Annotated in this window: 18 protein-coding genes; 14 read left to right on the top strand and 4 right to left on the bottom strand. The window is 71.7% G+C overall.

Features of this window, described 5'->3' with window-relative positions; genetic code table 11:
* Positions 1-115: 115 nt before the first annotated feature.
* Positions 116-1,366: a tyrosine-type recombinase/integrase gene (locus ADK41_RS03010; RefSeq protein WP_051843057.1), complete on the top strand. Its 1,251-nt coding sequence runs from the start codon at positions 116-118 to the stop codon at positions 1,364-1,366.
* Between the two features lie 67 nt (positions 1,367-1,433).
* Here ADK41_RS03010 and ADK41_RS03005 read toward each other — a convergent pair whose 3' ends face one another.
* Positions 1,434-1,871 carry a hypothetical protein gene (locus tag ADK41_RS03005; protein WP_003992141.1) on the bottom strand — a complete coding sequence of 146 codons (438 nt, stop codon included), beginning with the start codon at positions 1,869-1,871 and terminating at the stop codon, positions 1,434-1,436.
* 473 nt (positions 1,872-2,344) lie between these two features.
* Between ADK41_RS03005 and hemL the strand changes: the two genes are divergently transcribed.
* The 7 genes from hemL to ccsB all read left to right on the top strand — a co-directional run bounded on the left by hemL (position 2,345) and on the right by ccsB (position 10,160).
* Positions 2,345-3,661: a glutamate-1-semialdehyde 2,1-aminomutase gene (gene hemL, locus ADK41_RS02995; RefSeq protein WP_030823123.1), complete on the top strand. Its 1,317-nt coding sequence runs from the start codon at positions 2,345-2,347 to the stop codon at positions 3,659-3,661.
* A 41-nt stretch (positions 3,662-3,702) separates the two neighbouring features.
* Entirely contained in the window at positions 3,703-4,350 is a 648-nt protein-coding gene (locus ADK41_RS02990) for a histidine phosphatase family protein (protein WP_380955008.1), read from the top strand.
* A gap of 178 nt (positions 4,351-4,528) precedes the next feature.
* Positions 4,529-5,803, top strand: a complete 1,275-nt coding sequence (locus ADK41_RS02985) for a hypothetical protein (protein ID WP_030823129.1) — start codon at positions 4,529-4,531, stop codon at positions 5,801-5,803.
* Between the two features lie 66 nt (positions 5,804-5,869).
* Complete coding sequence (locus tag ADK41_RS02980; protein ID WP_030823131.1) at positions 5,870-6,520, top strand: TlpA family protein disulfide reductase; 651 nt, start codon at positions 5,870-5,872, stop codon at positions 6,518-6,520.
* Between the two features lies 1 nt (position 6,521).
* Complete coding sequence (locus ADK41_RS02975) at positions 6,522-7,295, top strand: cytochrome c biogenesis CcdA family protein (protein WP_030823134.1); 774 nt, start codon at positions 6,522-6,524, stop codon at positions 7,293-7,295.
* A gap of 4 nt (positions 7,296-7,299) precedes the next feature.
* Entirely contained in the window at positions 7,300-9,036 is a 1,737-nt protein-coding gene (resB, locus tag ADK41_RS02970) for a cytochrome c biogenesis protein ResB (RefSeq protein ID WP_030823138.1), read from the top strand.
* Positions 9,033-10,160: a c-type cytochrome biogenesis protein CcsB gene (gene ccsB / locus ADK41_RS02965; RefSeq protein WP_030823141.1), complete on the top strand. Its 1,128-nt coding sequence runs from the start codon at positions 9,033-9,035 to the stop codon at positions 10,158-10,160. Before resB ends, ccsB begins: the two co-directional genes overlap by 4 nt.
* A gap of 62 nt (positions 10,161-10,222) precedes the next feature.
* Here the strand turns inward: ccsB and ADK41_RS02960 are convergent, their stop codons facing one another.
* Complete coding sequence (locus tag ADK41_RS02960; RefSeq protein WP_030823144.1) at positions 10,223-10,681, bottom strand: nucleoside deaminase; 459 nt, start codon at positions 10,679-10,681, stop codon at positions 10,223-10,225.
* Between the two features lie 97 nt (positions 10,682-10,778).
* On the opposite strand from ADK41_RS02960, the gene ADK41_RS02955 reads away from it, so the two are divergent.
* Complete coding sequence (locus tag ADK41_RS02955) at positions 10,779-11,543, top strand: CDP-alcohol phosphatidyltransferase family protein (protein WP_030823146.1); 765 nt, start codon at positions 10,779-10,781, stop codon at positions 11,541-11,543.
* A gap of 246 nt (positions 11,544-11,789) precedes the next feature.
* The gene (locus ADK41_RS02950; RefSeq protein ID WP_030823149.1) at positions 11,790-13,643 is read left to right on the top strand and encodes a protein kinase domain-containing protein; all 1,854 of its coding nucleotides are present in this window, start codon (positions 11,790-11,792) and stop codon (positions 13,641-13,643) included.
* A 365-nt stretch (positions 13,644-14,008) separates the two neighbouring features.
* On the opposite strand, the gene ADK41_RS02945 is transcribed toward ADK41_RS02950, so the two are convergent.
* The gene (locus tag ADK41_RS02945) at positions 14,009-14,503 is read right to left on the bottom strand and encodes a hypothetical protein (RefSeq protein ID WP_030823151.1); all 495 of its coding nucleotides are present in this window, start codon (positions 14,501-14,503) and stop codon (positions 14,009-14,011) included.
* A 310-nt stretch (positions 14,504-14,813) separates the two neighbouring features.
* Between ADK41_RS02945 and ADK41_RS02940 the strand changes: the two genes are divergently transcribed.
* Both ADK41_RS02940 and ADK41_RS02935 read left to right on the top strand, forming a co-directional pair.
* Positions 14,814-15,536 (top strand): helix-turn-helix domain-containing protein, encoded by a 723-nt coding sequence (locus tag ADK41_RS02940; RefSeq protein ID WP_030823154.1) that lies wholly within the window; start codon positions 14,814-14,816, stop codon positions 15,534-15,536.
* Entirely contained in the window at positions 15,533-16,486 is a 954-nt protein-coding gene (locus tag ADK41_RS02935; protein WP_051843059.1) for a helix-turn-helix domain-containing protein, read from the top strand. Before ADK41_RS02940 ends, ADK41_RS02935 begins: the two co-directional genes overlap by 4 nt.
* Positions 16,487-16,538: 52 nt before the next feature.
* Here ADK41_RS02935 and ADK41_RS02930 read toward each other — a convergent pair whose 3' ends face one another.
* On the bottom strand, positions 16,539-16,868 hold the full coding sequence (locus ADK41_RS02930; protein WP_030823159.1) for a PLD nuclease N-terminal domain-containing protein: 330 nt from the start codon (positions 16,866-16,868) through the stop codon (positions 16,539-16,541).
* 67 nt (positions 16,869-16,935) lie between these two features.
* Between ADK41_RS02930 and ADK41_RS02925 the strand changes: the two genes are divergently transcribed.
* Together ADK41_RS02925 and mqnP are read left to right on the top strand one after the other, a co-directional pair.
* Positions 16,936-18,393 carry a menaquinone biosynthesis decarboxylase gene (locus ADK41_RS02925; protein ID WP_030823162.1) on the top strand — a complete coding sequence of 486 codons (1,458 nt, stop codon included), beginning with the start codon at positions 16,936-16,938 and terminating at the stop codon, positions 18,391-18,393.
* On the top strand, positions 18,390-19,295 hold the full coding sequence (gene mqnP / locus ADK41_RS02920; protein ID WP_030823165.1) for a menaquinone biosynthesis prenyltransferase MqnP: 906 nt from the start codon (positions 18,390-18,392) through the stop codon (positions 19,293-19,295). The genes ADK41_RS02925 and mqnP overlap by 4 nt, the downstream gene beginning before the upstream one ends.
* The last annotated feature ends 46 nt before the right edge of the window (positions 19,296-19,341 follow it).

Below are 19,341 nucleotides of genomic sequence, written 5' to 3'. Positions count from 1 at the left end.
GTCTTGCGAATGGGCAGGCGGCTTGCCGCTGTGCGTGCCGTTGTGGCTGTGGCCGGAGGTGTTGTGGCCCGGTGTGGCCGCGGCTTCTTTGCGTAGGCTCGTGGCGTGGCGGCGGATGACCAGGTCCAGGTGGACGGCGCCGGCCAATCACGGCGTCGGCAAGCGTTGGCAGGTCCGCTACCGCGATTTGGACGGCCGTCAGCGCAAGGAGAACTTCGACACGAAGGCCGAGGCGGACAACCGGGCCGCTGAGGTCGACGTCGAGATCAGGCGCGGCTCCTCCGTCGTACCAGCCGAGACGAAGCAGACGCTCGGCGCCTACGCGCAGAAATGGCTGAAGGCGAACTCCGTCGGTCCGACGACCGCCCTCCGCTACGAGGCGACGGTCCGTAACCACGTCGTCGAGCACCTCGGGCGACGCGAGCTGCGTTCCCTCAACCAGCCTTCGGTCATCCAGAGCTGGGTCCGCACGCTTCAGGACGGCGGCCTGGAGGTGTCGACGATCGAGGGCATCTTCGACATCCTCTCCAGCATCCTCGGCGCGGCCGTGGAGGATGGGCTCCTGCCGAAGAACCCCTGCAAGGCGAAGTCGGTCAAGCTGCCGACCGCGACCAAGAAGAAGATCATCCCTTGGCCGCTGGAACGCGTCCGCGCAGTCATCGCGGGCTTGCCCGAGCGCTTCCAGGCCGGAGGCAAGCTCGCCTTCGGCTGCGGCCTGCGCCAGGGCGAGGTCTTCGGCTTTGCCGTCGAGGACATCGACTTCAGGACCGGTTGGATCCACGTCAACCGCCAGGTGCGGCTCGTCGGCACGAAGCCCGTCTTCGCGCTGCCCAAGGGGAACAAGATCCGGTCCGTGCCTCTACCGGCCCAGCTTGCCGCTGCCCTCAAGGCCCATATGAAGGAGTTCCCGCCGGTCGAAGTGACCCTGCCCTGGGCCAAGCCGGACGGCGAGACGAAGACCTTCCGTCTCCTCTTCGTCGACCAGAAGGGGCGGGCCTACAACCGCAGCGTCTTCAACATGGGGGACTGGAAGCGCGCCCTGGCCGGCGCCGGCGTGATCCCGCCGCGTGAGCGCGGTGCGAGGTACCTCCAGGCGGCCCGGGAGGACGGGATGCACGCCCTCCGGCACGCCTGTGCCTCCGTGCTCCTGGACGTGGGGGAGAGCATCAAGGCGCTCTCCGAGTACCTTGGCCACTCGGATCCGGGCTTCACGCTCCGGACGTACACGCACCTGCTGCCATCCAGCGAGACGCGAACCCGCAAGGCGATCGACGACGCCTTCATGGAGGAGTCGGCACGAGAAGCCCAGGGCACATCAGCGTCCCCAGCAAAACCAATGTGCCCTCAATGTGCCCTGGCCGCCTGACGGCCCCTCTCCGGCACCGAGACGGGCGAGGCCCGAAGACCCCGCCCACTACCAGTAAAGCCCCAGGTCAGGGCCACACCAGGCAGTACGCCTGATGCCCCGCCTCGTGCAGCCGGTGGCTGAAGTCCTGCCACTCGTGCAGCAGTTGGTACACGTTGAACGCGTCGCGCGGGCCGCCGCGGTCCGGGACCGTCGACCAGATGAAGGCCGCCGCGCCGACCGCCTCCTCGCCTATGCCGCGCAGCGGGTCGACGACCGTCATGGGGAGTTTCACGACCGCGTAGTCGGGGTGCAGGACGACCAGTTCCAGGGGCGGGACCTTGTGCAGGGGGACGCCCTCGATGCCGGTGAGGACCATCGCGGCCATGGTCTCCGGCTTGATCTTGGTGAACATGCCGTTCATGCCGAGTTCGTCGCCGCCGAGTTCCTCGGGGCGCATCGAGATCGGTACGCGGGCCGCGGTGGCGCCGTCCGGCGCGCCGAAGTACTTGTACGTCACCCCCACCCGACCACCATTCCTGCTCCCCGCCCCGCTCAGCGGGCCGGTCCGCTCCGGTTCACCGCGCGTCCGTCGTGTCTCGTCCGTGTCCTCCGCCTCGCGTCGGTGCCTTCCCCGCCGGGCACGTCGAGGACCCAGGTCATCGGTCCCCTCGCCCAGTCCGCCACCGCGATGCATATCTCCACCCGACTGCTTTTCTAGGACGCGTGGCCCCCGCCGCGCAACCCGATCATCGTGTCAGTGACCTCCCCCACGGCCGCCCGCCGAAACGTACGGTGAAACATCTGCCCGCGGGATGTCCGCAGCCTCCGGCCGGTCCGGGCCGTGTGAGCTGTGTGTATCAAACGTCAGTTTCGCAGATCACGGCCGATCGGGGGCAGGATGCCGCAGGCCGCCCCTGGCCTACCCTGGACACGTCATACGCACCCGGAGCCGGGAGACCCCCGGAATGTCGGAGAAGGTCGGAGAAGTCGCAGGTCATGAGCGAACTGCCATATTCATACGAAGCCCCGGTCTCGCAGGCGCTGTTCGACCGTGCCGCGGCCGTCACGCCCGGCGGCGTGAACTCGCCGGTGCGCGCTTTCCGCGCCGTCGGCGGCACGCCCCGGTTCATGGTGTCGGGCAGCGGCCCGTACCTGACCGACGCCGACGGACGCGAGTACGTCGACCTGGTCTGCTCCTGGGGACCGATGATCCTCGGGCACGCGCACCCCGAGGTGATCGCCGCCGTGCAGGAGGCCGTCGCCCGCGGCACGTCCTTCGGCACGCCCGGTGAGGGCGAGGTCGCGCTCGCCGAGGAGATGGTCGCCCGGATCGAGCCGCTGGAGCAGGTGCGGCTGGTCTCCAGCGGGACCGAGGCCACCATGTCGGCGATCCGGCTCGCCCGCGGGTTCACCCGGCGCACCAAGGTGATCAAGTTCGCCGGCTGCTACCACGGCCACGTCGACTCGCTGCTCGCCTCCGCCGGCTCCGGGGTCGCCACGTTCGCGCTCCCCGACACGCCTGGCGTCACCGGCGCCCAGGCCGGCGACACCATCGTCCTGCCGTACAACGACCTCGACGCCGTGCACGGCGCCTTCGCCGCGCACCCGGACGAGATCGCCTGCGTGATCACCGAGGCGTCCCCGGGCAACATGGGCGTCGTACCGCCGCTGCCCGGGTTCAACCAGGGACTGAAGGACGCGTGCGCCGCGAACGGCGCGCTGTACATCTCCGACGAGGTCATGACGGGGTTCCGGACCAGCCGGGAAGGGTGGTACGGCGTCGACGGCGTCCGGCCCGACCTGATGACCTTCGGGAAGGTGATGGGCGGCGGCTTCCCGGCCGCGGCGTTCGGCGGGCGCGCCGACGTCATGGGCCACCTCGCCCCGGCCGGTCCCGTCTACCAGGCCGGCACCCTCTCCGGGAACCCCGTCGCCACCGCCGCCGGGCTCGCCCAGCTGCGGCTGCTCGACGACGCCGCGTACGAGAAGGTGAACGCCGTCTCCGCGCAGATCCAGTCCCTCGTCACCGAGGCGCTCGGCAAGGAGGGCGTCGCGCACACGCTGCAGAACGCCTCCAACATGTTCTCGGTGTTCTTCACCGACCGGCCGGTGCGGAACTACGAGGACGCCAAGGCGCAGGAGTCGTTCCGCTTCACCGCGTTCTTCCACTCGCTCCTCGAGAACGGCGTCTACCTGCCGCCGTCGTCCTTCGAGTCCTGGTTCGTGTCCACCGCGCACAACGAGCGGGCCGTCCAGCGGATCGCCGACGCCCTCCCGGCGGCGGCCCGAGCGGCAGCGGAGGCGACCGCGTGAGCACCCCGGAGAAGAACGACGACGTCACCGTCGTCCACCTGATGCGGCACGGCGAGGTCGAGAACCCGGACGGCGTCCTCTACGGCCGTCTCGCCGGCTACCACCTCTCCGAGCTGGGCCGGCGCATGGCCGACCGGGTCGGCGAGCACCTCGCCTCCCGCGACGTCACGTACGTCGTCGCCTCCCCGCTGGAGCGGGCGCAGGAGACGGCCGAGCCCATCGCCAAGGCGCACGGTCTGGACATCGCCTCCGACGAGCGGCTGATCGAGGCCGAGAACGTCTTCCAGGGCAAGACCTTCGGCATCGGCGACGGCGCGCTGCGCCGCCCGGCCAACTGGAAGCACGTCGTCAACCCGTTCAAGCCGTCCTGGGGCGAGCCGTACGTCGACCAGGTCGTCCGCATGATGGGCGCGCTGAACGCGGCCAAGGACGCGGCGCGCGGACACGAGGCGGTGCTGGTCAGCCACCAGCTGCCGATCTGGATCGTGCGGTCCTACGTCGAGAAGCGGCGGCTGTGGCACGACCCGCGCAAGCGGCAGTGCACGCTCGCCTCGCTGACCACCTTCACCTACCGGGGGGACAGGATCGTCTCCGTCGGCTACAGCGAGCCGGCCCGCGACCTCGTCCCCGCGCACCTGCTCGCGGGCGCCAAGCCGGTGAAGGGGAAGGGCAAGGCCTTCGGGGCGTAGGACGGTTTCCGGGACGCGGGACGGCCTTCGGGACGCGGGACGGAAGGCCCCCTTCGAACTCCGTTGCGAAACCTTCGCACGCCGGCGGGAACTTCCCGCTCCGTCACGTCCTCTGAACGAGTGACCACCAGAGGACGTGACGAACGGGGTTGCCATGCGCAGTCTCACCCGCAGGGGAATGCTCGGGCTCGGGGCGGGGGCCGCCGTCGCGGTCCCGCTGGCCGGCTGCGGCGGCCACGAGGACGCGGACGGCGCCGGCGGTTCCCGTCCGGGCACGGGCGACCGGACCGGAACGCCGAAGCCGGACCCGAAGCCGACGAGGACCGCCCGCCCGATCGGCGACGGCTCCACCTCCTTCACCGGCGCACAGCCCCACCAGCCCGACGAGCCGGTGCCGCTGGAGCCGGGTCAGACCCCGCCGCAGTTCGTCGTCTTCTCCTGGGACGGGGCCGGCGAGGTCGGCAACGGCCTCTTCCCGCGCTTCCTGGACCTCGCCAAGGAGCACGGCGCGTCCATGACCTTCTTCCTCTCGGGCATCTACCTGCTCCCCGAGTCGAAGAAGCGCCTCTACGACCCCCCGAACAACCCGCGCGGCGCCTCCGACATCGGCTACCTCACCGACGACCACATCAAGGACACGCTGAGGAACCTCCGCCGCGCCTGGCTCGAAGGGCACGAGATCGGCACCCACTTCAACGGCCACTTCTGCGCCGGCTCCGGCAGCGTCGGCACCTGGACGCCGCGGCAGTGGCGCAGCGAGATCGAGCAGGCCACGTCCTTCGTCAAGGAGTGGCGGACCAACTCCGGCTGGACCGACCTGGAGCCGCTCCCCTTCGACTACGACAAGGAACTCGTCGGCGGCCGTACGCCGTGCCTGCTCGGCCAGGACAACCTGCTGCCCACCGCCCGCGAGCTCGGCTGGCGCTACGACGCCTCCTCGCCCGGCGGCCGTCAGGTCTGGCCGTCGAAGAAACAGGGCATATGGGACCTTCCGCTCCAGCAGATACCGTTCCCCGGCCGCTCCTTCGAGGTCCTGTCGATGGACTACAACATCCTCGCCAACCAGTCGGTCAACTCGACCAACGCACCCGCCCGCCACCACCCCGGCTGGCGGCGGCAGGCGACCCGGGCGTACATATCCGGCTTCGAGCGGGCCTACGAGTCGAACCGGGCGCCGTTCTTCGTCGGCAACCACTTCGAGCAGTGGAACGGCGGCATCTACATGGACGCCGTGGAGGAAGCGCTCAAGCACATCGCGCGGGAGAAGGAGAAGGGCGGCGACGTGAGGCTCGTCTCCTTCCGGCAGTTCACCGACTGGCTGGACGTGCAGAAGCCGGAGGTGCTGGAGAAGCTGCGCACCCTGGACGTCGGCCAGGAACCGGCCGGGGGCTGGAAGGCGTTCGGGAAGGACACCGGGAAAACGGCCGGAACGGGCCCCGGCGAAGCCGCCTGAGATGCGGGTTTCCGCCCGCCCGGGGGGTGCGCAAGATCCCCGGAACGGACATGCGAAACTTTTCACATGAGTGCCGCCAGCCGCGCCCCCCAGCGCTCGAACCGGGCCGACCACAGCCCGAACCGCGCCCTCCGCGTCCGCCGTCGCACCACCCTGGCCGCCGGCGCCGCCGCGGCCGCACTGCTCGTCTCCGCGTGCGGTTCGGGCGGAACGTCCGGCGGGGGCGGCGACACCCACTTCGTCACCGGCACCGACGGCGTCTCCACGGTCGCCGCGGGCGAGCGGGTCGCCGCGCCCGAGCTGTCCGGGAAGACGCTCGAGGGCGAGCCGCTCGACGTCGCCGACCACAAGGGCAAGGTCGTCGTCCTCAACATCTGGGGCTCCTGGTGCAACCCGTGCCGCGCGGAGGCCAAGTACTTCGCCAAGGTCTCCAAGGAGTACGCCGACCGGGACGTGCAGTTCGTCGGCATCAACACCCGGGACGGCAGCACCACGGCAGCCCTCGCCTTCGAGAAGGACTTCGGCATCCCCTACCCGAGCCTGTACGACCCCACGGGCAAGCTGATGCTCCGCTTCGAGAAGGGCACCCTCAACCCGCAGGCCGTCCCCTCCACCCTGGTCCTGGACCGGGACGGGAAGATCGCGGCCCGCTCGCTGACCGCGCTCGACGAGGAACGGCTGCGGAAGATGCTCGAGCCGGTCGTCGCGGAGAAGTGACGTGACGGCCCTGCACACGCTCGCCGCCGAGACGGGCACCAACGGCACGGTGCTCAACGGCGCCCTGCTCGTCGCCCTGCCCATCGCCCTGCTCGGCGGACTCGTCTCCTTCTTCTCGCCCTGCGTGCTGCCGCTGGTCCCCGGCTACCTCTCCTACGTCACCGGCGTCTCCGGCACCGACCTGGCCGAGGCCCGGCGCGGACGCATGGTCGTCGGCGCCTCCCTGTTCGTCCTCGGCTTCACCGCCGTGTTCGTCTCCGGCGGCGCCTTCTTCGGCTACTTCGGGCAGACCCTCCAGGAACAGTCGGACGTCCTGTCCAAGGTGCTCGGCGTCCTCATGATCCTCATGGGCGTCTTCTTCATGGGCCTGATGCCCTGGCTCACCCAGCGCGAGTTCCGCTTCCACCGGCGGCCGGCCACCGGGCTGGTCGGCGCCCCCGTCCTCGGCGCCCTGTTCGGCATCGGCTGGACGCCCTGCATCGGCCCGACGCTCGCCTCCGTCACGGCCCTGTCGTTCAACGAGGCCACCGCCGGCCGCGGGGCGCTCCTCACGGTCGCGTACTGTCTCGGACTCGGGGCCCCCTTCGTCCTCACCGCCGTCGCCTTCCGCAAGGCGCTCGGCGCGTTCGCCTGGGTCAAGCGCCACTACGTCTGGGTGATGCGCATCGGCGGCATCATGATGATCGCGACCGGGCTGCTGCTGCTGACCGGCGTGTGGAACAGCCTCGTGGCGGAGATGCAGACCTGGTCCAACGGCTTCACTGTGGGGATCTGACCCGATGAGCAAGACAACGACCGACGACACCCCTCAGTCCGCCGACGACCAGGACCTCGGCGCCGCCGGATCCCAGCTGTCCACCGCGCCCGGAGAGGACGCGCCGAACCTGCCCTCCCTGGGCGTCATCGGCTGGGCCCGCTGGTTCTGGCGGCAGCTCACCTCCATGCGGGTCGCGCTGCTGCTGCTCCTGCTGCTGTCGCTCGGCGCGATCCCCGGCTCGCTCATCCCGCAGACCGGGATCGACGAGACGGCGGTCGCCGACTTCCGCGAGCGCCACGACGTCCTCGCGCCCGTCTACGACAAGCTCGGCCTGTTCGACGTCTACAGCTCGGTGTGGTTCTCGGCGATCTACATCCTGCTGTTCGTCTCCCTCGTCGGCTGCATCGTGCCCCGCACCTGGCAGTTCACGGGCCAGCTGCGCGGCCGCCCGCCGGGCGCCCCCCGCCGGCTGACCCGGCTGCCCGCCCACACCACCTGGCGCACCGAGGCCGAACCCGAGCAGGTCCGCGAGGCCGCGCTCGCCCTGCTGAGGAAGCGCCGCTTCCGCGCCCACCTCGTCGGCGACGCCGTCGCCGCCGAGAAGGGCTACCTGCGCGAGGTCGGCAACCTGCTCTTCCACATCGCGCTGATCGTGATGCTGATCGCCTTCGGCTGGGGCCAGCTGTTCAAGTCCGAGGGCAACAAGCTGATCGTCGAGGGCGACGGCTTCGCCAACACGCTCACCCAGTACGACGACTTCAAGTCCGGCAGCCTCTTCACCAACGACGACCTGGTGCCGTTCAGCTTCGACGTGAAGGAGTTCACCGGCACCTACGAGCGCACCGGGCCCAACAAGGGCACCCCGCGCACGTACGAGACGGAGCTCACCTACACCGAGGGAGCCGACGGCGAGGAGAAGAAGACCCTCGTCAAGGTGAACGAGCCCTTGGAGATCGGCGACGCCAAGGTCTACCTCGTCAGCCACGGCTACGCGCCCGTCGTCACCGTCCGCGACGGCAAGGGGAAGATCGTCTACCAGGACGCCGTGCCGCTGCTGCCGCTCGACGCCAACGTCACCTCCTCCGGCGTGGTCAAGGTCCTCGACGGCTACCGCAACCCCGAGGGCGAGAAGGAGCAGCTCGGCTTCAACGCCTTCTTCGTGCCGACCTTCGGCGGCTCCGCGGCCGGCACGATGCTCTCCCAGTTCCCCGCGCTGGACTATCCGGTGCTCGCGCTCTCCGCCTACCACGGCGACCTGAAGGCCGACTCCGGCATTCCGCAGAGCGTGTACCAGATGGACAAGACCAAGATGAAGGAGTTCAAGGACTCCGAGGGCGAGCTGTTCAAGCAGCTGCTCACGCCCGGCGAGACCATGACGCTCCCGGACGGCGCCGGTTCGGTCACCTTCGAGAAGGACATCAAGGAGTGGGCCGGCTTCCAGGTCGTCCAGGAGCCGGGCGGCGGCTGGGCGCTCGGCGGCTCCGTCGCCGCGATCGCCGGTCTCGCCGGCTCCCTGTTCATCCAGCGCCGCCGCGTGTGGGTGCGCGCGGTGCGCGGCGACGACGGCGTGACCGTCGTCGAGATGGCCGGCCTCGGCCGCAGCGAGTCCGCGAAGGTGCCCGAGGAACTCGGCGACCTCGCCGGAATCCTCTACGACCGGGCGCCGGGCGCCCCCGACCCCGTCCCGGACCCGTCCGATCCGTCCGGTCCCCCCGACACCGATCCCGAAGCCGTACCTGCCGAAGGGGCTGAGAAATGACTCTCGCCGCCGCAACAGATCTGGCCGCCGCGACCAACGAGAACCTCGCGGAGATCAGCAACGTGCTGATCTACTCCGCGATGGCCGTCTACACCCTCGCCTTCTTCGCGTACATCGCGGAGTGGATCTTCGGCAGCCGCAGCAAGGTCGCCCGCACCGCCGCCGCCCTCACCCCGAAGGCGGAGACGAGGAAGGCGCCGGCCGTCACCGTGAAGCAGGCCGGCGGCACCGCCGTGCTGGAGCGGCCGAAGGTCGTCGTACGCGCCGCCACCGGCTCCCGCGACGTGCCCGACGGACCCGGGGCGCACGGCGGCGACGAGAAGGGCGACCTCTACGGACGCATCGCCATCTCCCTCACCGTGCTCGCCTTCTGCCTCTCCTTCGGCGGCGTGCTCACCCGCGCGCTGTCCGTGGAGCGGGCGCCGTGGGGCAACATGTACGAGTTCAACATCACCTTCTCCACCACCGCGGTCGGCGTGTACCTCCTGCTGCTGGCGCTGAAGAAGAACGTGCGCTGGCTCGGCCTGTTCCTGACCACCTCGGTCCTCCTCGACCTCGGTCTGGCCGTCACCGTCCTCTACACCGAGAGCGACCAGCTGGTCCCCGCGCTCCACTCGTACTGGCTGTACATCCACGTCTCCACGGCCATCCTGTGCGGCGCGGTCTTCTACGTCGGCGCGGTCGGCGTGATCCTCTACCTGTTCAAGGACGCGTACGAGAACAAGCTCGCCGGCGGCGGCAAGCCCGGCGGCTTCGCCACCTCCGTCCTGGAGCGGCTGCCCGCCGCCGCGTCCCTCGACAAGTTCGCCTACCGGGTCAACGCGGCCGTCTTCCCGCTGTGGACGTTCACGATCATCGCGGGCGCCATCTGGGCCGGCGACGCCTGGGGCCGCTACTGGGGCTGGGACCCCAAGGAGGTCTGGTCCTTCATCACCTGGGTCGCCTACGCCTCCTACCTGCACGCCCGCGCCACCGCCGGCTGGAAGGGCCGCAAGGCCGCCTACCTGGCCCTGCTCGCCTTCGGCTGCTGGCTGTTCAACTACTACGGCGTCAACATCTTCGTCTCCGGCAAGCACTCCTACGCGGACGTCGGCCTGGGCGCGCTGCGGTCCGTCGGTTTCTGAACCCACGGGCCACGGAGGCCGGTTCCGCGTGACCCAGGTCACGGGGAACCGGCCTTCGCCGTTCAGTCGCCGATGTCCTCGTTCCACAGCCGTGGACGGCGGGCGACGAACTCCCGCATCATCGCGGCGCACTCGGGATCGTCGAGCAGCACGATCTCCACGCCGTGGCCGGCCAGCCAGTCGTGGCCGCCGTGGAAGGTGACCGCCTCGCCGATCACCACCCGGGAGATGCCGAACTGCCGGACGAGCCCCGAGCAGTACCAGCACGGGGAGAGCGTCGTCACCATCGTCGTACCGCGGTACGACCGCCGCCGTCCCGCCGCGCGGAAGGCGGCGGTCTCCGCGTGCGCCGACGGGTCGCCGTCCTGGACGCGGCGGTTGTGGCCGCGGCCGAGCAGGGTCCCGTCGGCCCCGTACAGCGCGGCGCCGACGGGGACGCCGCCCTCCTCCAGCCCCGCGCGGGCCTCCGCGAGGGCGGTGGCGAGCCAGGCGCGGGCGGTGACCTGATCGATCGGCTCCATGAGGTCAGTGTCCCCGGTCGACGGCCCGCCCGTACGCGCTCTGTACCCTGGCCCGATCATCGCCGCGCGGGCGGCGGTCGGGGTGGGGAGGAACGGCATGGGTGCGCCGGTGCTGGAGGAGCTGCGGGAGGTCTGCCAGCCGCGGGCCAAGATGGAGAGCCGCAACGGCGAGCACTGGGCCGGCCGGCTCTACATGCGGAGGATCTCCCTGCGCACCACCCGCCACCTGGTGCGCACCCCGGTCACCCCCGACCAGCTCACCTGGACCATGGTGGTGTGCGGAGTGGCCTCCGGCGCCGCGCTGATGATCCCCGGATTGACCGGCGCGGTTCTCGCCGTGGTCCTCATGCAGCTGTTCCTGCTCTTCGACTGCGTGGACGGCGAGGTCGCCCGATGGAAGGGGCAGAACAGCGCGGCCGGCATCTACGTCGACCGGCTCGGCGCCTACCTCGCGGACGCGGCGCTGATGGCGGGCGCCGGCTACCGCGCCGCCGAGTCGGGCGCCGGCGGCTGGCTGTCGGCCGGCATCGCCACCGCCCTTGGCGTCGTCCTGCTCAAGGCCTCCACCGACCTGGTGGACGTGGCCCGCGCCCGCCGCGGCCTGACCGTCGCCGACGACGAGTCCACCCGCCCGCGCTCGGAGGGCGTCGCCACGGTGCGCCGTATCGCCGCCGCGTTCAGGATCCACCGGGTCACCAACGGCATCGAGGCCTCCCTCGTCCTCCTCGTCGCGGCGGTGGCCGACACGGTCACCGGAGGCGTCGAACCGACCCGCTGGGCCCTGGGCGCGCTCGCCGTCATCACCTGGGTGATGGTCCCGGCCCACCTGCTGTCGATCCTGTCCTCGTCCCGCCTGCGCTGACACCGCCCGGGAGCGGTGCGCCGCCCCGCCGCGGAGCCGGCCGGAAGGCCGAGGAGATCCCCGAAGGGGAGCGGCCGGGCGGGCCGCCGGTCCCGTGGGCGTCCCGCAGCTCCTGGCGCACGCCGCCCAAGAGGAGCGCGACGGTCGAAGTGCCGTACAGCGTACGGCACTTCGGCGAACACAGGTGCGAATGGCTCTATGCTTGGCCTGCCCGCACGGGCCGAGACCGCACGCCAGGAGGCATTTGTGTCAGCGTTGGAGCCGGACGACCCGCACTCCGTCGGGGCGTACCGGTTGCTGAGCCGGCTGGGCGCGGGCGGTATGGGCCAGGTCTTCCTCGGCCGCTCCCCGGGCGGGCGGCTCGTCGCGGTCAAGGTGGTGCACGCCGAGCTGGTGCGCAGGCCCGAGTTCCGTGACCGGTTCCGGCGCGAGGTCCAGGCGGCCCGGGCGGTCAGCGGCGCCTTCACCGCCCCGGTCGTCGACGCCGACCCGGACGCGCCCCTGCCATGGCTGGTCACCAGCTACATCGCCGGTCCTTCGCTGGAGCAGGCGGTGGTCGAGCGGGGGCCGTTCGAAGCGGGCGCGGTCCTCGCGCTGGCGGCCGGGCTGGCCGAGGCGCTGGTGTCGATCCACGCCGCGAACCTCGTCCACCGCGACCTCAAGCCCTCCAACGTGCTGCTCGCCGAGGACGGGCCCCGCGTGATCGACTTCGGGATCGTCCGCAGCGTCGAGGCCGACTCGATCACCGGTACCGGCCTCGTGGCCGGCTCGCCCGGATTCATGTCGCCCGAGCAGGTCAACGGCGACACGATCACCCCGGCCAGCGACGTCTTCTGCCTGGGCGCGGTGCTGGCCTTCGCGGCGACCGGCGCCAACCCCTTCGGCGACGGACCGACCCCCGCACTGCTCTACCGCGTGGTGCACAACACCCCCGACATCGGCGCCGTCGCCGACCCGGCCCTGCACGCCCTCATCGGCGACTGCCTCGCCAAGGACCCCGCCCGCCGCCCCACCCCGCGCGAGATCCTCACCCGGGTCGGCGCGCTGAGCGGCGAGAGCACGACGGCCCCGCACCGCTCCGACCCCCGGTCGGCGGGGAGCGCTCCCGCCTCCCCGACCCGGGCCGGGACGCCCCTCCCGGGCGTCCGCCCCACGGACCCGAGGGCCCTCACGAACGTCCTTGCGCGCGACGGCGGACCCGGCGCCTTCCCGCAGCAGGCGACCGCGGTGGCGCCGGGCTTCAACGACCGGGCGACCCAGGTGGGCGCCGCCCCGCCACCCGCACCCGGCACGCCGGAACCCGCCGGACCGGGCGGCCGGGAACGCGGCGGCAGCCGGCGGGCCTTCCTGCTCCTCGGCATCGGGGGAGGCGCGGTCGCCGCGGCCGGCGTCGGGGCGGGGTTCTGGTTCAACCGGTCGGCCGCCGCGGACCGGGACCGGGCCGCACCCCCCTCCTCGCCCTCGCCCTCGTCATCGCCCGCCGCCGCCCCCCGGCCCGTCCGGCCCGTCGGGCACTGGCCCCTCGACGAGACCTCGGGCACGGTCGCGCGGGACACCGCGGGCGGCCACGACGGCACCGCGACCGGCGTCACCTGGGGGCCCGGCGGAGGCGGAGCCGTCTTCGACGGGCAGGGCGGCCAGATCATGACCGGGGGTCCGGCGCTGGAGACCGGGGAGGGCCGGAGTTTCACGGTCGCCGCCTGGGTCCGGCTCTCCACCGCACCGGAGAACTGGGCCACCGCCGTCAGCCAGGACGCCCAGGACGCCAGCGCCTTCTACCTCCAGTACGCCGTCGACGAGAACCGCTGGGCCTTCTCCCGCCCCGGCCTGCGCGCCGCCGGCCGCAGCGAGCCCGCCGTGAACGTCTGGACCCACCTCGCCGGCGTCTGCGACGGCTCGGCGCGCACCCTGCGGCTGTACGTCGACGGCGTACAGGAGGCCGAGGCCGAGGACACCAACCCGATGTCCGGCACCGGCCCCTTCATCATCGGCCGGGCGTCGTACGGCGGTCGGGCCGTCGACTTCTTCCCCGGCGCCGTCCGGGACGTACGGATCTTCGACCGGGCCCTCACCGCCGCCCGGATCAAGACCCTCGTGTGATCACGGCCGCCCCCCCGGCGGCGCCGCACGCGGTCCGGGCCCAGCCGCGCCGGAGGCCTCGTCGCGGCCTCGCCGGACGCCTCCTCGCCGAGTGGCTTCGGGGACTCGGGGGTGTCGCCCGAAGGACCACGGGGGTGGGACCACCCCCGCCAGGTCCCGTCCTTCCCACCCTTCCCGCCCATGACGCCGGCTCACCCGTCCGGATGAACACCGTCGGCCGGAGCGGGTTCCCGCGGCACGCCGCGGGGGCGCCCGGGGGAGGTGTCCCTCCTCCCGGACGCCCCTGGCGGACCTGGACGGGTCGGGTGGTGGTGAGCCGGTGCGGGAGCGGCCCGCCGGTCGGGGCGGGGAGCCCCGCACGCCGGTCACTTGTACGTGATGTCCCAGTGGTTGCCCTCGTTGGCGTAGACGTTGCCGGCCGAGGACCGGTACATGGCCGCCCCGTCGCCCCGCTTGCCGGCGTACGTGAACTCGCGCTTGATGTAGCGGCTGACGCAGGTCGTGGGCGTGATGTCGACCTTGTAACCGTTCCAGTGGCTGTACGTCCCCCGGGAGTGCCCGGTTTCCGTGCCTCCGGTGATGTTGACCTTGCATCCGCTGGCGCGCTTGAAGGTGATGATGCCGTCGACGGTGCCGGAGTTGATCCGGGAGAAGGAGGTGCAGGTCTTCCGGTTGCGGTCGGAGCAGTTGCCGCTGGAGGACCAGGTGAGGCCGGCCGACCGCAGTTTGGCCGTGGCCTGACCGTGCGTGAGCTTCGTGCCGCCGGCCTCCGCGGTGGCGGCGGGCAGGAGGACGGCGGTCGCCGCGGTGACGGCCACGAAGGCGGCGTAACCACGGTGTGCGAGACGCTTCGCGTTCACAGGGAACCCTTCTGTCGCGGTGGAACCGGAGGCGGTGCGGGAGAGTTCCGCACCGCTGGTCGTCCTGATCGTTCCGGTGCCACCGCCGTCCCGGCCAGCGCCGGCCGGGCGATGCGGTGGAAGCGGGACGTCCCGCCCTGTGACCTCGGGAAACGCGTGATCCGGGGAAGGTGTGCCGGGACGCGTGGGACGGCCGTCCGCCATCCGGGCCGCGGCGACCGCGCCACGGTGACGATTTGTCACGAAGGTGTCGCTGTCGGTAGTAGTAGGGGTCGCGGACCGAGTGAAGGCTGTTGCACCGGGGGTGAGGATGCCGCGTTGGAAACCGCTGCCCGAGGGGGCGGACCCCAGTGTCCGGCAACTGGTCGGGCAGTTGCGCAGGCTCAAGGACCGCAGTGGGCTGAGCATGGCCGCGCTCGAGGCCAGGACCACCTGCAGCAGATCGTCCTGGGAGCGGTACCTGGGCGGGCGCGCGCTGCCGTCGCGGCGTGCGGTCGAGGACCTCTGCAGGCTGAACGGCGCCGACCCGGTCCGGCTGCTGGCGCTGCGTGAGGTCGCGGAGACCGTGTGGGACGCGTCCGTCACGACCGGCGAGGACGGCACGGACCCGGCGGACGGCCGGGAGGGCGCCACGTACCGGGGTGTCCGGCGCGCGGTCTTCGCGCTGGCCGTGACGGCGGCGTTCGCCGGTGCCGCGGTGGCCGGTGTGCTCCTCGGCCTGGAGCCGTGGCGGAAGGCGGGGGCGACGACGGCGCCCGTACCGGTGCGATGTGACGTGCGCTCGGAGGAGGGCGCCCTCTACGCGGGCCACAGCCGGACGTGGAAGACCACGATCGCGCTCGGCTACGCCGAGGAGGAGGTGGCGGAGGCGGAGTGCCTGCTCAGCCATCACGGCTACGACACCGGCCGGGTGGACGGCCTGTACGACATCGCCACCCGCGACGCGGCCAGACGGGCGCAGCGGGACGCCGGACTGGTGTCCGACGGGATGATCGGGCGGCACACCTGGCCCGTCCTGCGTCAGGAAGGGTGAGCGCGACGATGCCGTGGAAGCCGTTGCCGGACACGCTCGGCCCGGAGTGCCTGCGGTTCGTCACCAGGATGCGCGAGCTGAAGGACGACGCCGGTGTGAGCCTGACGGTCCTCGCCGAACGGACGGCCTACAGCAGGTCGTCGTGGGACCGCTGTCTGAACGGCAGGGCGCTGCCGCCGCGGCAGGCGGTGGAGGGCCTGTGCCGCCTGGCCGGGCAGCCCGCCGGGCCGCTGCTCGCCCTGTGGGAGCTGGCGGAACTCACCCGGGGCGGCCGCCCGCCCGGCAGCGGGACACCGGCGGGGGGAACGCCCGCGGCCGAAGAGGCGGAACGGACGGATCCGGATCGGGCGGTCCCCGCACGGACGCAGTGCACGGAGAAGCCCGGACCGGCCCGCCCGACGCCTCCGCGGCGGGCGGGGGAGGCCCGGCGGCACCACTCCCGGCGGGCGGTCGCGGTCACCGCCGCACTGGTCGCCGCCGCCACCCTCCCGCTCACCTGGTGGCTGACCGACGCCGCGGGAGGACCGGCCCTGTTGCGTCCCGCGGTGGCCGTCACCGCGCAGCCCCTGTGCACCGGCAGCGACTGCCGGGGCGAGGATCCGAGGACGACGTGGTGCGCGGGCGGATCGGAGTCGGTCGTCAGGAAGCGCCTCGGCGACGGGGTCTCGTTCGAGATCCGTTACCGCGAGGCGTGCCGTGCCGCGTGGGGCCGTATGTGGTTCTCCCGGCCGGGAGACCGGCTCGTCCTCACGCTGCCCGGCGAGCGGACCGACGTGACCGACACCGCCCCGGAGGGGGCCGACCGGTATCACTCCACCCCCATGCTGACGACGGACACGCCCCGCGAGGTCACCGCCTGCTACCTCCCGGAGCGGGGAACGCGGGTGTGCATCGGTGGCCGATCCGCCGCCTCCCTCATGCCCGCGGGCGACGCCGGGGGCGTCGAGTGACGCGGGGCGCGGGCCGGCGGCCGGTGACGCCGCCGGTGCGGTGACCGCGGGGTCACTCGCCCCGGTCCCGCTGGTCCTTGTCCCCGTCCTGGTCCTTGGGCCGGTCCTCGTCCAGCGACTTCAGGAACTCGGGGTTGTCGTCCGGCGCGACCCACTGCCGCCGGCCGCCGCCCCCGGCGGAACCGGCGGCGCCGCCCGCGGGGTGCCGCTTCTTGCCGGCGATGATCCACGAGACCGAGCCGACCAGCGGGAACAGCAGCACCAGGATCGCCCACAGCGGCTTCGGCATGTGCCGGATGTCGTCGTCCTTCGTGCTGATGCAGTCGATGAACGCGTACACGCTCAGGGCCAGTGGCACGAGGAACATCAGCACCCGCAGCATGGGGCCTCTCCAGCGAAAGCGGTGGGCGGTACAGGGCCAGCGTAACCGCTCGGGGATACTTGACCCCATGGCTTACGACGATCTTCGCTCCCTGCTCAGGGCGCTGGAGCGCGAGGGCGACCTCAAGCGCATCAAGGCCGAGGTCGACCCGTATCTGGAGGTCGGTGAGATCGTCGACCGGGTGAACAAGGCCGGCGGTCCCGCGCTGCTCTTCGAGAACGTGCGCGGCTCGAGCATGCCCCTCGCGATGAACGTGTACGGCACCGACCGCCGCCTGCTGAAGGCGCTCGGCCTGACGTCGTACGCGGACATCTCCGAGAAGATCGGCGGACTGCTGAAGCCCGAGCTGCCGCACGGGTTCGTCGGGGTGCGCGAGGCGTTCGGGAAGCTCGGCGCGATGACGCACGTACCGCCGAAGAAGGTGAAGTCCCAGGACGCCCCCGTGCACGAGACCGTGCTCACCGGCGACGACGTGGACCTCGACAGGCTCCCGGCGCTCTTCACCTGGCCCAAGGACGGCGGCTCCTTCTTCAACCTGGGCCTCACCCACACCAAGGACCCCGAGTCGGGCGTCCGCAACCTCGGCCTGTACCGCCTCCAGCGCCACGACAAGCGCACCATCGGCATGCACTGGCAGATCCACAAGGACAGCCGCAACCACTACCAGGTCGCCGCCCGGCGCGGCGAGAGGCTGCCCGTCGCCATCGCCTTCGGCTGCCCGCCGGCCGTGACGTACGCCTCCACCGCCCCCCTCCCCGGCGACATCGACGAGTACCTGTTCGCCGGGTTCGTGCAGGGCAAGCGGATCGAGATGGTCGACTGCAAGACCGTTCCGCTCCAGGTGCCGGCGCAGGCGGAGGTCGTCGTCGAGGGCTGGCTGGAGCCCGGCGAGACGCTGCCCGAGGGGCCGTTCGGCGACCACACCGGCTTCTACACCCCGCAGGAGCCCTTCCCCGCACTGAGGATCGACTGCGTGACCATGCGCAGGCGCCCGCTGCTCCAGTCGATCGTCGTCGGCCGGCCGCCGACCGAGGACGGGCCGCTGGGCCGGGCGACGGAGCGCTTCTTCCTGCCGCTGCTGAAGATCATCGTCCCGGACATCGTGGACTACCACCTCCCCGAGTCCGGCGGCTTCCACAACTGCGCGATCGTCTCGATCGACAAGAAGTACCCCAAGCACGCGCAGAAGGTCATGCACGCCATCTGGGGCGCCCACATGATGTCGCTGACCAAGCTGATCGTGGTCGTCGACTCCGACTGCGACGTCCACGACCTGCACGAGGTGTCCTGGCGGGCCCTCGGCAACACCGACTACGCCCGCGACCTCACCGTCGTCGAAGGCCCCGTCGACCACCTCGACCACGCCTCGTACCAGCAGTTCTGGGGCGGCAAGGCGGGCATCGACGCGACGCGGAAGTGGCCCGAGGAGGGGTACACGCGCGACGGCGGCTGGCCCGACATGGTCGAGTCCGACCCGGACACGGCCGCGCTGGTCGACCGCCGCTGGAAGGAGTACGGACTGTGACCTCGGCCTCCGCCGCGCTTCCGCAGCAGCCGGGACGCACGAAAGCCTTCCTTCGCCTGGTGATGATCGAGCACTCGGTCTTCGCCCTGCCCTTCGCCTACATCGCCGCCCTCACCGCGATGTACGAGTGGGACGGGAACATCCACTGGGGCCGGCTGTTCCTCGTCACCCTCGCCATGGTCGGCCTGCGCACCTTCGCCATGGCCGCCAATCGGATCATCGACCGCGAGATCGACGCCCGTAACCCGCGCACCGCGCACCGCGAGCTGGTCACCGGCGCGATGTCGGTCAGGCACGCCTGGACGGGCGCGCTCGTCGCCCTCGTGGTCTTCCTGGGCGCGGCGGCCCTGCTCAACCCGCTCTGCCTGGCCCTCGCACCCGTCGCCGTGATCCCGATGGTGGTGTATCCGTACGGCAAGCGGTTCACGAACTTCCCGCAGGCCATCCTCGGGCTCGCGCAGGCCATGGGCCCGGTCGGCGGCTGGCTGGCGATCACCGGGGCGTGGTCCTGGGACGCCGTCGTCCTCGGCCTCGCGGTCGGCGTCTGGATCGGCGGCTTCGACCTGATCTACGCCTGCCAGGACGTCGACACCGACCGGGAGATCGGCGTGAAGTCGGTCCCGGCCCGCTTCGGCATCCCGGCCGCGATCCGGGGCGCCCGGGCCTGCCACACCGTCACCACGGCCCTCTTCGTCTGGTACGCGCTCCTCACCGACGCCGGCGCGTTCTTCTGGTTCGGCCTGCTGATCGTGGCGGGGGCCTTCGTCTACGAGCACACCATCGTCCGCCCCCACGACCTGACCCGTCTGAACCGGGCGTTCTTCTCCGTCAACGGCTTCATCGGCATCGCCCTGTTCGTGTGCGCGCTGCTGGACCTGCTGGTGCGGGGCCTGACCGTCTGAGGGGACGGCGCGGCGCGGGCCACGGACGGGCCGGACAGGTGACGGC

This window comes from Streptomyces caelestis (assembly GCF_001279005.1).
GTDB classification, from domain to species: domain Bacteria; phylum Actinomycetota; class Actinomycetes; order Streptomycetales; family Streptomycetaceae; genus Streptomyces; species Streptomyces heliomycini.
This window is presented reverse-complemented; position numbering and strand designations above follow the sequence as displayed.